Source organism: Candidatus Njordibacter sp. Uisw_056 (assembly GCF_047730085.1).
In the GTDB taxonomy this organism is placed as follows: Bacteria; Pseudomonadota; Gammaproteobacteria; order Pseudomonadales; family Balneatricaceae; genus Njordibacter.
This window is the reverse complement of record NZ_CP159830.1, coordinates 1-12,771: the sequence shown is the minus strand read 5'-3', so window position 1 is coordinate 12,771 and position 12,771 is coordinate 1. Positions and strand designations below refer to the sequence as shown.

The window sequence follows — 12,771 nt, the reverse complement described above, 5'->3', positions numbered from 1 at the left end:
TATGCACTTTCGTGTTACCTTAAAAATCATTGGTATGCTGTTAATGGCGTTCAGCGCATCAATGCTGCCGTCATTAGTAATTGCCCTAAGTTTGCCAAGTGATGGCAGTGCATGGACGTTTGGTATTTCTTTTTGTATCACCTTTATTGCTGGTTTCCTAATATGGCTGCCGTTTTCTAAACAAAATAAGGTTTTGCGTACTCGAGATGGCTTTGTAATCGTGGTGATGTTTTGGACTATTTTAGGTCTGTTTGGTGCTTTGCCCTTTTACTTTTCTACACCCTTGTCTACTCTTAATACGAACTGGAGTTATGTAGATTCCTTGTTTGAGTCTATTTCTGGCCTCACCACAACTGGCGCTACCGTTATCACGCAGCTTGATAGTCTGCCTAAATCACTCTTGTTTTATCGCCAATTCTTACAATGGTTTGGTGGCATGGGTATTATCGTATTAGCCGTGGCTATCCTTCCCATGCTAGGTATTGGTGGCGCACAGCTGTATCGTGCGGAGACCCCTGGGCCAGTGAAAGATTCTAAACTCACTCCTAGAATTACCGAGACTGCTAAACAGCTTTGGTACATTTACTTAACTCTTACGGTCACTTGTGCTTTAGCCTACTGGTTTGCAGGCATGAGCGCCTTTGATGCAATTACTCACAGCTTTTCCACGGTTGCGATTGGCGGTTTCTCCACTCACGATGCGAGTTTAGGTTATTTTAATAGCGCCGCCATAGAAACTATTGCCATCATTTTTATGTTGTTGGCTGCAGTTAACTTTGCTCTCCATTTTCACACTGCCCGCACCATAAGACAAAGGCACTATAAAGCCAGCTTATTACACTACTGGAAGGATGAGGAACTACGTTTCTTTTTAAGTGCTATTGTCACAGTGTGCCTCATTACAGTGGGCACTTTGTGGCTTACTAATAATATGAGCTTTGATGATAGTTTCCGCCAAGGCGTTTTTGAAGTGGTCTCTATCGCCACTACCACAGGCTTTGCAACAGCAGATTTTTCCCAGTGGCCAGCTATGCTTTCGTTTCTATTGCTAACTGCCGCCTTTATGGGTGGCTGTGCTGGATCCACTGCGGGTGGCATGAAGGTAGTGCGCGTGCTGATACTTCTTAAGCAAGGCTTACGAGAAATAAAAAGACTCATACACCCTAACGCCATTATCCATGTTAAATTAGGGTCCAACCCCATCCCAGATCGAGTTGCAGAGGCTGTGTGGGGATTTTTTTCTGTCTATGCCCTCGTCTTCATTATTATGATGATTGCCTTATTGGGCACTGGCCTAGATCACGTTACCGCTTGGTCAGCCGTAGGCGCTACACTCAACAACCTTGGCCCAGGTTTAGGCGACGTCGCCCTTAACTATGGCGATATTAATACCACAGCTAAGTGGATTCTATGTTTCTCTATGCTCTTAGGACGTCTAGAAGTGTTCACCTTATTGGTGTTATTCACCCCCATGTTCTGGCGTGACTAGGCTATTCTATTAGCTGGTTTTTACCAACCTATTCACAGACTTATGCACAGGAAAATTTAGCTATGCCAGAGCGCTGGAACCAACGTTATTCGGCCACATTAGTGTTGCCCAATGTGAGTTATGGCTTACAAAAAAACACTCACTTATTCCCCACATCTGGTACTGGTTTAGACTTAGCATGTGGTTTGGGGCAAAACTCGATATTCCTTACAAAACAAGGTCTTAAGATGTATGGTTGGGACTATTCAACCACTGGAATTGAGCAAATGGAACGCCATTGTAGAAGGCAAAAAGTTGAGGTAAATCAACGATGTATAGACCTTAAAAATACACCATGGCCAACGCAAAGCTTTGACCTCATTTGTGTAACAGCTTTTTTAGAACGAACACTTTGTCCACAGATCATCTCCCACCTTAACCCAGGGGGAATTTTAGTCTATCAGACGTTTAATCAAGTCACTGACATTGACGGTCAAATTCTTAATAAACCACAGCGTCAACAGTTTTTGTTAGCAGCAGGAGAGCTGTTAGAATTGTTTACTGAACTAGAGCCTTTGGTATACCATGACGAACAAGAGCGAGCAAAGTTAGACCATCCTTTGGCTGGTAAAGCGTTGCTGATCGCCCGTAAACCCAAAGTTACACATCATCAAAACAGCCGTAATACTGATGGTTTAGCTTAGCCTGAGCTAGTTCACTATAAGGTGTGTTTGAAGCGGCGGTATTCCCATTGGTATTGTTCAGGCGTGCCTCGCACCAGCCTTTCTATTGATGTATTGATTGCTTGTACCTTGGCGGCCAAGACCTCACTATCGCTACCACTACCCACATGGGCACTGCACAGATCTGAAATGTCTTCTAGCTCAATCGCAAATCCTTCACTGTTAGCCAAGCGCCGTGCAAAGCCTAAAATAACACGCGTATTTTTAGTATCCGCCAACTGAGCAGCCAGTGTCATAGTATAAGCAGGTTGCCCAAACCATTGACTAATAATACCCGCTGATGGGGGTGGCTCTTGGTCGGGCAATATTAAACTAACCTCGCCTTTAACCAGCGAACGTTTTAACTGCATCACCCCCTTTGCTGTTGCTGGGGCAAGTTTCATCCCCGCATTGCTGCGTGCTTGATGTATTAATTGATCAAGGCCTGGCAATTTAGCAGCCTTATAAAGTGCCGTCACATTAGCTTGATGTGCAGCCCAGTTAGCAAACAGCTCCCAGTTACCTAAATGGGGCGTTAATAACACTATTGCGCCTGTCGCTTGGGCCTGCTGCAGGCACTCACCTCCGGTGACAGAAATAATGTGATCCAGTCCACGCTGGCTAGATTGCGTCCAGTTGAGCCCCATTTCTAATGCTGCATAGAGTGTGTGTAGTACACTTTTATGAACTAATTTGGCCTGTTGCTGACGGGTAAGGTTTGGCAAACAGCGCTGAATGTTGATCCGAGTCTGTTTAACAGTTTGGTTGGGGAAAAGTAGCATAGCCACCAAAAAAAGCCTAGCGATACTGTGTAGCCCCCACAAGGGTAGCTTTCCCAGTATGCGTAATAGGCCTACAGCAAAGTTAGATTTCAAGTTTTCAGACATAAAATGGTTAAAAATTAGCTCTTAAGTCACACAATGGTCTCTGTTGGCTAATGATACCTCGTAAATGCCTCATAAACGAGGGACTAGCGTGCTTTTAGGTACAAGCCAGCTGCCTACTGCTAGTGTATAATGTGCGTCTTAAATCTTGCTCTTAGCGTTAAGCTGAAGCAAGCCTTTCTTTTACTTAATGCGTGGATTTAGTCGTGGATAAAACAACCGATACCAGCACTTTCCAAGGTCTCATTTTTGCCTTGCAACAATACTGGTCTGCTCAAGGCTGCAATATTATGCAACCACTAGATATGGAGGTTGGTGCGGGCACCTTCCATCCTGCGACTTTTCTAAAGGCTATCGGCCCCGAAAGCTGGCGGGCGGCTTACGTGCAGCCAAGCCGCCGTCCAACAGATGGTCGTTATGGTGAAAACCCTAACCGTTTACAGCATTATTTTCAGTTTCAGGTGGTAATCAAGCCATCACCAACAAACTTTCAGGAGCTCTACTTAGAGTGTCTAGATCATCTTGGTATTGATACCCTGGTGCATGACGTTCGCTTTGTTGAGGACAATTGGGAATCACCAACATTGGGAGCATGGGGTTTAGGCTGGGAAATATGGCTTAACGGAATGGAGGTGTCCCAATTCACCTACTTCCAGCAGGCTGGTGGCCTCGAGTGTTTCCCAGTGATGGGGGAAATTACTATTGGCTTAGAGCGTATTGCCATGTACCTGCAGAACGTAGATAGCGTTTATGATCTAGTCTGGAGCCGTGCAGCTGACGGAACTACAGTAAGTTATGGCGATATATTCCATCAGCAGGAAGTGGAGATGTCTACTTATAACTTTGAACATGCCGATGTCGATATGTTATTTACCAACTTTGATCACTACGAAGCTGAATGCAGCCGACTGGTTGATGCGAAACTACCTTTGCCTGCTTATGAATTTGTGCTTAAAGCGTCCCATGTTTTCAACTTACTTGACGCACGCCATGCCATCTCCGTTACTGAAAGACAGCGATATATTTTGCGAGTACGCACTCTGGCTCGCCAAGTTGCATTGGAATATTATGCGGCACGTAAAGCGTTAGGCTTCCCGCTTGCCAGCCAAGAATTAAAATCTGAGTTGTTGCAGGAAGAGGGGAAAAGCTCATGAGCCATGCTGACTTTTTGTTTGAATTAGGTACTGAAGAATTGCCGCCTAAGTCCCTAATAACCTTGTCTAAAGCGCTAGAGTCTAGCATTACCAAGCAACTAAAGGACCTTGGATTGGCTCACGGCACAGTGACACCTTATGCCACCCCTCGGCGTTTAACTGTTATTATTGAGGCTCTAGAAGTTCAGCAGGCTGAGCGCCAAGAAAGTCGTCGTGGCCCTTCTGTCAAAGCCCCAGAAAAGGCAGTTTTAGGCTTCGCCCGGTCTTGTAACGTTGCCCTAACCGATTTAACGATTGTTGAGACAGATAAGGGGCAATATTACGAGTTTGATCGACAGATTAAGGGTTCCAAAACGTTGGAGCTTTTGGCAGCAGTCATCCATCAAGCCTTAGCTGACCTACCGATCGCCAAACGTATGCGCTGGGGATCATCACGTAATGAATTCGTCCGACCAGTCCAATGGTTTATCCTTTCGTTGGGTAACGAACTTGTAAATACTCAGTTATTTGATCTAACTAATGGCCATTCTAGCCGTGGCCATCGTTTTCATAGCGAAGGCGCCATTATTATTAACTCTGCATCAAGCTATGCAGAACAACTGCGCACACAAGGCCACGTTATTGTTAGCTTTAATGAACGAAAAGCTATGATCCGATCTCAGATATTAGAGCAGGCTCAACAGTTTAATGCGACGGCTGTAATCGATGAAAAGTTACTCGATGAGGTCACGGGGCTTGTAGAATGGCCCGTGTGTTTAACTGGGCGCTTTGACAAAACCTTTTTAGAAGTGCCCGCACAGGCCTTGATTTCGTCCATGAAGGAACATCAAAAATACTTCCATTTCGTGGATAGTAAGGGTGATATTTTGCCACTTTTCCTTACCGTTAGTAATATTATCAGTAATGATGCCACGAAGGTCATTGCCGGTAATGAACGAGTTATTCGGCCCCGTCTTGCAGATGCTGGGTTTTTCTTTGAAACCGACAAAAAGACCACACTTGAAAGCCGTAACAAAGCATTAGGTAAGGTCGTATTTCAGGCAAAGCTAGGTACTGTGCTCGACAAAACCCAGCGAGTGGCTAAGTTATCTAGTGCAATCGCTAGCCTAATTGGTACAGACAGTGCACTAGCCGCGCGTGCGGCCACATTGTCTAAAGCTGACCTTAATACTGATATGGTACTTGAATTTAGCGATTTACAAGGCCTTATGGGCCACGTTTATGCTCTTAATGATGGCGAGAATCCTGTAGTTGCGGCAGCGCTGGAACAACACTATTGGCCTAAATTTGCCGGCGACCGTTTACCTGAGTCTTCTATCGCAAGTGCAGTTGCTATCGCCGATAGGTTAGATACCTTGGTTGGACTATTTGGTATTGGGCAACCCCCCACTGGCAGTAAAGACCCTTATGCTTTGCGCCGAGCCACAGTAGGCCTGTTACGAATTATTATTGAACAAGACTTAGAGCTCAATTTATCGAGCTTGCTTGATCGCTCTTATGCTCTGCATAAGGACTTAGCTATACCCCTAGAAAAACTTCGACCACAGTTACTTGGGTTTATTTTTGATCGTTTGCGGGCATATTATGAGGACCAAAATGTAGCAATCGATATTTATTTGGCGGTAATGCAAAACAAATCCAATTCTCCCTTAGATTTTGATCGTCGTGTGCAGGCGGTTAGTGAGTTTGTAAAGCTTGATACGGCACCTGCGCTCTCGGCGAGTAATAAACGTGTAGGTAATATCCTTGGCAAGAATGGCAGAGGTAACAATGCGTTTAACCGGTCATTGCTGAAGGAGTCAGCTGAAGTTGTATTGGCTGATTCATTGGAAAACGTTATGCAGAACAATTTGGTTGTTATTGCGCAAGGCAATTATCATAGCGCGTTGCAAGGCCTTGCCCAACTGGCCAAGCCACTTGATCAATTCTTTTCAGAAATCATGGTGATGAGTGATGACGATAGTCTAAAGAATAACCGCCTAGCACTGCTTGCAGAACTGGAGGTTGAGCTTGGCCGTGTGGCTGATATTAGCTTACTCGCCCATTAGAGCCAAAGCAACGAAGCGTCAACCAATTTAATTGTTTCACGTGGAACAATTAGATTGGCTGCAGTAAATCTGACCTCACTGTCTGCAGCCCATAAAAAAGCCTCCACTTGGAGGCTTTTTTGATGTTACAGATTTTAAGGGATGTGTTAGAAATCTAGGTTGGCCACTTTCAACGCATTCTCTTCAATGAATAATCGACGCGGCTCAACATCATCACCCATAAGTGTTGTGAACATCTGGTCTGCAGCGATGGCGTCATCTATGGTGACACACAACATACGACGTTGTTCTGGGTCCATAGTAGTTTCCCACAATTGCCCTGGGTTCATTTCGCCCAAACCTTTATAGCGCTGAACAGCAAGGCCCCGGCGGGCTTCCTTCATTAGCCAAGCCAAACCAAGAGCAAATGTTTCAGTTGGAAAAGTCTTTTCGCCACGCTTAAAGTAACCATCTTTTTCTAATAACCCAGACAACGCACCGTTAAGAGCCACAATTGAGCGGTATTCAGCAGAGCTGAAGAAATCGAAGCTGACCATATAATCTTCATCGATGCCATGGGTTATGATCGTAATCATTGGCAAATACCCATCTCGCTCTGGGTTCCCTCTTACCTGCCCGTCGTACATCGCACCACCTACTTCCTGCTCTTCCAAACATGCCAAGATCGAATCTAACCAGCCTGCGACCTTATCTTGATCATGAAGCTCCTCTAAGGTTAATACTGGTGCGTAAATCATTTGGTTCAAGATTACAGCGGGGATGATGCGCTCTACTCGCTTTACCGTTGCCATTACTTGGCGATATTGAACGGCTAAGCTTTCTAAGCCCGTGCCAGAAATTGCTGGTGCGCTTGCACTAGTATGCAAAGATGCACCATCCATTGCACCTTGTAGAAGAAACCCATCAAGAGCTGGATCATCTTTTAGATACTGTTCTTGCTTACCTTTCTTAACCTTATAGAGTGGCGGTTGAGCAATAAACAAGTGGCCATTTTCAATGACCTTAGGTAAATGACGGAAGAAAAAAGTCAGTAATAAAGTGCGAATATGGGCACCATCGACGTCAGCATCCGTCATAATAATGACACTGTGATAGCGTAATTTTTCAATATTAAATTCGTCTCGGCCAATACCACACCCTAACGCAGTGATTAAAGTGCCAACTTCTACCGAAGAAAGCATCTTATCAAAGCGAGCCTTCTCTACGTTAAGAATTTTACCCTTTAATGGAAGGATAGCCTGAGTCCGACGATTACGCCCTTGCTTTGCGGAGCCCCCGGCAGAGTCTCCTTCCACTAGGTAAATTTCAGAAAGACCAGGGTCTTTTTCTTGGCAGTCTGCTAACTTTCCAGGTAGGCCCGCAATATCTAAAACACCCTTACGGCGAGTCATATCCCGCGCTCTTCTGGCCGCTTCTCTCGCTCTGGCAGCATCAATCATTTTACCAACTATTACCCGAGCCTCCTGTGGATGCTCTTGTAAAAAATCAGACAGGCAGCGTCCTAGTTCTTGCTCAACAGCTGATTTAACTTCAGATGAAACTAACTTATCTTTAGTTTGTGATGAGAACTTGGGATCTGGCACCTTAACAGAAATGATCGCAGTTAAGCCTTCTCGTGCATCATCACCGGAGGTAGAGACCTTAGACTTTTTCTGCGCTGACTCTGCCTCAATATAGTTGTTTAGGGTACGAGTAAGGGCCGAACGAAAACCACTCAGGTGAGTTCCGCCATCTCGCTGTGGGATATTGTTAGTAAAGCAGTGAATGCTTTCTTGGAAAGAATCGTTCCACTGTAATGCAACCTCAACACCAACACCATCAGCGTGCATGGTATTAAAGTGCATACACTTATTAATTGGCGTCTTATTAGCATTTAAATACTCTACAAACGCAGCAACACCACCCTCGTAACAAAAGAGCTCTTCCCTGCCAGACCGCTCGTCTTTAAGGCGAATCGCCACACCAGAATTAAGGAATGAAAGCTCACGTAAGCGCTTTGCGAGAAGATCGAAATGAAACATAATGTTTGTAAACGTATCAGGCGATGCTGTAAAGGTACATGTGGTACCTGTACCTTCAGTTTTACCAACCACGGCTAATGGCGCCTGTGGCACACCATGGTGGTAGATCTGCTCGTGAACTTGGCCATTACGACGAATCGTTAGTTTAAGCTCGGTAGACAGAGCGTTCACTACACTTACACCAACACCGTGCAGGCCACCAGAGACCTTATAACTATTGTCATCGAATTTACCACCAGCGTGCAGCACAGTCATAATTACTTCAGCGGCTGACACCCCTTCTTCCTTATGAATGTCTACTGGGATACCACGCCCATCATCAACAACCGTAACCGTGTCGTCAGACTGGATAGTTACGCTAACTTCACTACAATGACCAGCTAGAGCCTCATCGATACAGTTATCGACAATTTCAAACACCATATGGTGTAAGCCTGTGCCGTCGTCCGTATCACCAATATACATACCAGGGCGCTTACGCACTGCGTCTAATCCTTTAAGGACCTTGATACTGGACGAATCGTACACTCTCTCTTCGCTCATTAATTACTCCGAAGTCAATTTCTTATATATTTACAGCCAATCCTAAACAAAAGATTATTCCTGGCTTACTTGTCCGTGTTTCACGTGAAACATTTTTACTTTTGCTTCTTCTGGCCAACAGCCTGTAAGCTCATTTGGCCCAACACTGGTGACAAACACCTGAGTATCTAGGTTCACTAACTGCTGGCATATCTCTCGACGATGAGACAAATCTAGTTCAGCAGCGAGATCATCAACCAAAAAAACACACTTTCGACCCTCAGCCTTACTCAGCAGCTTGCCCTGGGCAAGCTTAAGCGCAACAACGACTAGCTTTTGTTGCCCACGAGATAAGCGCTCTGCGGCATTTACCCCATTCAAAGTTAACTTAAGATCTGCCCGCTGAGGCCCTCGCTGGGTATAGCCTAGCTGCAAGTCTCGGTCTAAGGTTTCTTCAAGGATATCTGCATAGTTTCGATTAGCAGACCAACCCGAATAAAATCCTACCTTTAAGTCCGGCAAATCTACCAAACCCGAAAGAAGCTCAAAGAATACTGGCTCAAGGAGCTTCAAATAACCCTCTCTGAGGCTGTTTAGCTGCTCAACAACATCTGCCAAGGCAGGGTCAAAACTAGCCCTTACGTCGTCTCTCATTGTACCACATTTCAAGGCACTGTTACGCTGTTTTAGCAACCGTTGAGCCTGTTTCCACAGACCAAAAAAACTCCCATTATGATGATATACCCCCCAATCTAAATATTGCCGACGCACACTCGGTCCAGCCTCTATTAAGCGAGCACTATTGGGGTCAATCAGTTGAATGGGTAGCAGGTTTGCAAGCTCTGCAACTGAGGAAAGGTTTTCGCCGTTGAGCCGCACACCATGATCACCATCGAGGCGGCGAATCATGCCCAAAGAATCGGTCACACCTTGGGGGTTTTTTACCTTGGCGAATAGCAGGCAATCTGCGTGACCTTGAGCAATGACAGAAGCCAACTTAAGGCTACGAAAAGAGCGCCCTAAACCAAGCATGTGGACGGCTTCTAAAACACTCGTCTTACCACTGGCATTAAGCCCGTAAAGTAAGTTGATGCCGTCGTCAAAATGAAGGTCAACGTGAAGCAAATTACGCAACCGCTGGATGCTTAACTGCTGAACAGACATAAGCTACTTCACCTGTGGACAACACCTATAACAAGGTGTGCATAACTTGTGCCCATTAAACTCTTCAGAGCTATAAAATGGCCTAGAGTTCAACCTCATTTACAGGCGCATGGGCATAATGACATACTGTGCAGCACCGCTACCACCATCAGCCAGTAGAGCACTAGAATTAGAATCACTTAAGGTCATTTTCACCTGATCGCTGTGTAATACATTGAGTACATCGAGCACGTAGCCAACGTTAAATCCAATTTCAATTTGAGCACCTTGGTAATCAACCATAAGGCTTTCTTCAGCCTCTTCTTGTTCAGGATTATTTGCCACAACCTGAAGGTTTGTATCACTCACTGTCATTCGTACACCACGGTATTTTTCATTGGACAGTATGGCTGCACGACTCAACACACCTCTCATCGCCAAACGATCAACTAACACGATCTTGTCGCCATTACGTGGCAATACGCGCTCATAATCTGGAAACTTACCGTCAACGAGTTTAGACGTAAAGATGAACTCGTTAGTGAATGCCCGGATGTGACTGGCACCAATAACCAACCGTACAGTGGAATCTTCTTCTGTCATTAAGCGCGCTAATTCCAACACGCCCTTACGTGGGACGATCAATTGCTGAGCTGCTTGATCTGGCAAGCCAACTGGCATAAAACTCGTTGCCAAACGGTGTCCATCAGTAGCCACGGTCCGCAATTGGCTATCTTTAATTTCAAACAACATACCGTTTAGGTAGTAACGTACATCTTGCTGGGCCATCGCGAAACCAGTTTGATCTACCAGCTGTTTGAGGGCCATTTGAGGCACCTCAAATTCGAATGACTCGGGGCTGTCTTCGACGTTAGGAAAATCTGTGGCTGGTAATGTGGATAACTTAAATTTACTACGCGCAGAACGTACCAAAACATGCTCTTCATTTTGCATCACTTCAATCATGGCGTGATCGGGAAGCGACTTGCAAATGTCCATCAGTTTACGTGCCGGGATAGTCACCCCACCATCTTCGCCAGCTTGATCTAAGCTGACACGCCCCACCAACTCTACTTCTAGATCGGTACCTGTAAGCGTCAGTTGGTCACCCTCCACCACGACCAATATGTTGGCCAGTACAGGCAAGGTTTGACGCCTCTCAACAACACCCGCAACTAACACTAAGGGTTTTAAAAAGGCTTCTCGGCTGATGGTAAATTTCATACTACAATCCTGTTAACGGTTCGGGTTCGGCAGACTATCGGCTTAGACAGTTAATGAGCGATACAAGTTATCATAATCATCGTGAATGTCACGATCTGCTTCTCGTAATTCTTTTATTTTCCGGCATGCATGCAACACTGTTGTATGGTCCCGCCCTCCAAACGCATCACCAATCTCTGGCAAGCTATGGTTCGTCAGTTCTTTTGCCAAAGCCATCGCTAGCTGACGCGGGCGCGCCACTGAACGTGAGCGACGCTTTGACAAGATATCAGCAATTTTAATTTTATAGTAGCTTGCAACAGTTTTCTGGATATTATCAATACTCACCTTACGATCTTGCAACGCCAATAAATCCCGCAAAGATTCTTGAATAAAGGGCGTGGAAATCGCCTCACCCGTAAAGTGCGAGTTTGCAACCACACGCTTAAGGGCGCCTTCTAGCTCTCGCACGTTGGAACGAATCTTTTTTGCAAGAAAAAAGGCCGCATCCTCTGGCAGAGCGATATTCCCTTCAGCCGCTTTTTTCATCAGAATGGCAACCCGAGTTTCGAGCTCAGGCGGCTCAACCGCCACAGTTAGGCCCCAGCCAAAACGCGACTTCAGACGATCCTCTAGACCGACTATCTCTTTGGGATAACGGTCACAGGTCAAGATCATCTGTTGACCGCTTTCCAAAAGGGCGTTAAAGGTGTGAAAAAATTCTTCTTGTGAACGCTCTTTCCCTGCAAAGAATTGTATATCATCTATCAACAAGGCATCAACTGAACGATAAAAACGCTTAAATTCGTTGATCGCATTAAGCTGTAAAGCCTTAACCATGTCGGCAACAAAGCGCTCCGAATGTAAATAGACTACTTTTGCATTCGGATTTCGTTCGATTAGTGCCGCTCCAACCGCATGCATTAAATGCGTTTTACCTAAACCCACGCCACCATAAAGAAATAGGGGGTTGTAAGAACTACCAGGGTTTTCCGCAACCTGTTTAGCCGCAGCTAAGGCCAGCTGGTTTGACTTACCTTGAACAAAACTTGAGAAAGTAAATGCTCGGTTTAAATAACTTTGATGACGGACAGAGCCTTCAACTTGAACAACACGCTCTGGGCTAGGCTCGACGTTAAACTGTGGCTGAATAATTGTGCTAGAACGCCTAGGCATAGGTGCCACAGCTGGCGGTGCAGTTGGCACAAAGCTGGCTGGAGTAATAATAGTAGGTCCCTGAGCCACAGCTGTTAACGCGTCTTTTGGGGAGCTCACCAGCAGCTCTACATCTTGGGTAGCGTCTGTGGCGTAATCAGCAACTAGCTCACGTATTCTAGAAAAGTATTTATCTCTAACCCAGTCTTGAACGAAACGATTAGGTGCCAAAAGCTGAATAACTCGGCCATCTTCTTGGATTTTTAAGGGTCGAATCCACGTATTAAACTGCTGACTAGGCAGTTCATCCTGAAGACACGCCAAACATTGTTGCCAAATTGCTAGAGACATTTTTTACTAGAGCCAAATTAAACTAAATTTTTAAAGCCGGCAGAGTAGCCTTAAGCTAACACACCAAGTGGATCATTTTATCACCAACTGCCCAAAGTTA

At 45.4% G+C, this 12,771-nt stretch carries 9 protein-coding genes; 4 read left to right on the top strand and 5 right to left on the bottom strand.

The window, feature by feature from the left end; all coding sequences use genetic code 11:
• The first annotated feature begins 1 nt into the window (after nucleotide 1).
• Both ABXT60_RS00045 and ABXT60_RS00040 read left to right on the top strand, forming a co-directional pair.
• Nucleotides 2-1,489, top strand: a complete 1,488-nt coding sequence (locus ABXT60_RS00045) for a TrkH family potassium uptake protein (protein ID WP_443630747.1) — start codon at nucleotides 2-4, stop codon at nucleotides 1,487-1,489.
• 62 nt (nucleotides 1,490-1,551) lie between these two features.
• Nucleotides 1,552-2,172 carry a class I SAM-dependent methyltransferase gene (locus ABXT60_RS00040; protein ID WP_443630746.1) on the top strand — a complete coding sequence of 207 codons (621 nt, stop codon included), beginning with the start codon at nucleotides 1,552-1,554 and terminating at the stop codon, nucleotides 2,170-2,172.
• 14 nt (nucleotides 2,173-2,186) lie between these two features.
• Here the strand turns inward: ABXT60_RS00040 and ABXT60_RS00035 are convergent, their stop codons facing one another.
• Nucleotides 2,187-3,077, bottom strand: coding sequence for a lysophospholipid acyltransferase family protein (locus ABXT60_RS00035; protein WP_443630745.1), 891 nt, complete (start codon nucleotides 3,075-3,077; stop codon nucleotides 2,187-2,189).
• Between the two features lie 203 nt (nucleotides 3,078-3,280).
• On the opposite strand from ABXT60_RS00035, the gene glyQ reads away from it, so the two are divergent.
• Both glyQ and glyS read left to right on the top strand, forming a co-directional pair.
• On the top strand, nucleotides 3,281-4,228 hold the full coding sequence (gene glyQ / locus ABXT60_RS00030; protein ID WP_443630744.1) for a glycine--tRNA ligase subunit alpha: 948 nt from the start codon (nucleotides 3,281-3,283) through the stop codon (nucleotides 4,226-4,228).
• Entirely contained in the window at nucleotides 4,225-6,276 is a 2,052-nt protein-coding gene (gene glyS, locus ABXT60_RS00025) for a glycine--tRNA ligase subunit beta (RefSeq protein ID WP_443630743.1), read from the top strand. The genes glyQ and glyS overlap by 4 nt, the downstream gene beginning before the upstream one ends.
• 146 nt (nucleotides 6,277-6,422) lie before the next feature.
• On the opposite strand, the gene gyrB is transcribed toward glyS, so the two are convergent.
• From gyrB to dnaA, 4 genes are all read right to left on the bottom strand, one after another.
• Nucleotides 6,423-8,840 carry a DNA topoisomerase (ATP-hydrolyzing) subunit B gene (gene gyrB / locus ABXT60_RS00020; RefSeq protein WP_443630742.1) on the bottom strand — a complete coding sequence of 806 codons (2,418 nt, stop codon included), beginning with the start codon at nucleotides 8,838-8,840 and terminating at the stop codon, nucleotides 6,423-6,425.
• Between the two features lie 54 nt (nucleotides 8,841-8,894).
• Nucleotides 8,895-9,983, bottom strand: a complete 1,089-nt coding sequence (gene recF, locus ABXT60_RS00015) for a DNA replication/repair protein RecF (RefSeq protein WP_443630741.1) — start codon at nucleotides 9,981-9,983, stop codon at nucleotides 8,895-8,897.
• A 99-nt stretch (nucleotides 9,984-10,082) separates the two neighbouring features.
• Nucleotides 10,083-11,186, bottom strand: a complete 1,104-nt coding sequence (gene dnaN / locus ABXT60_RS00010; RefSeq protein WP_443630740.1) for a DNA polymerase III subunit beta — start codon at nucleotides 11,184-11,186, stop codon at nucleotides 10,083-10,085.
• Nucleotides 11,187-11,228: 42 nt separating this feature from the next.
• The gene (dnaA, locus tag ABXT60_RS00005) at nucleotides 11,229-12,671 is read right to left on the bottom strand and encodes a chromosomal replication initiator protein DnaA (protein ID WP_443630739.1); all 1,443 of its coding nucleotides are present in this window, start codon (nucleotides 12,669-12,671) and stop codon (nucleotides 11,229-11,231) included.
• Between the last annotated feature and the right edge of the window lie 100 nt (nucleotides 12,672-12,771).

What these genes read in the sequence shown, in the direction of transcription:
- glyS (WP_443630743.1), top strand. Translation starts at nt 4,225, where the DNA reads ATGAGCCATGCTGACTTTTTGTTTGAATTAGGTACTGAAGAATTGCCG.
- dnaN (WP_443630740.1), bottom strand. Translation starts at nt 11,186, where the DNA reads ATGAAATTTACCATCAGCCGAGAAGCCTTTTTAAAACCCTTAGTGTTA.
- ABXT60_RS00040 (WP_443630746.1), top strand. Translation starts at nt 1,552, where the DNA reads ATGCCAGAGCGCTGGAACCAACGTTATTCGGCCACATTAGTGTTGCCC.
- gyrB (WP_443630742.1), bottom strand. Translation starts at nt 8,840, where the DNA reads ATGAGCGAAGAGAGAGTGTACGATTCGTCCAGTATCAAGGTCCTTAAA.
- ABXT60_RS00035 (WP_443630745.1), bottom strand. Translation starts at nt 3,077, where the DNA reads ATGTCTGAAAACTTGAAATCTAACTTTGCTGTAGGCCTATTACGCATA.
- dnaA (WP_443630739.1), bottom strand. Translation starts at nt 12,671, where the DNA reads ATGTCTCTAGCAATTTGGCAACAATGTTTGGCGTGTCTTCAGGATGAA.
- recF (WP_443630741.1), bottom strand. Translation starts at nt 9,983, where the DNA reads ATGTCTGTTCAGCAGTTAAGCATCCAGCGGTTGCGTAATTTGCTTCAC.
- ABXT60_RS00045 (WP_443630747.1), top strand. Translation starts at nt 2, where the DNA reads ATGCACTTTCGTGTTACCTTAAAAATCATTGGTATGCTGTTAATGGCG.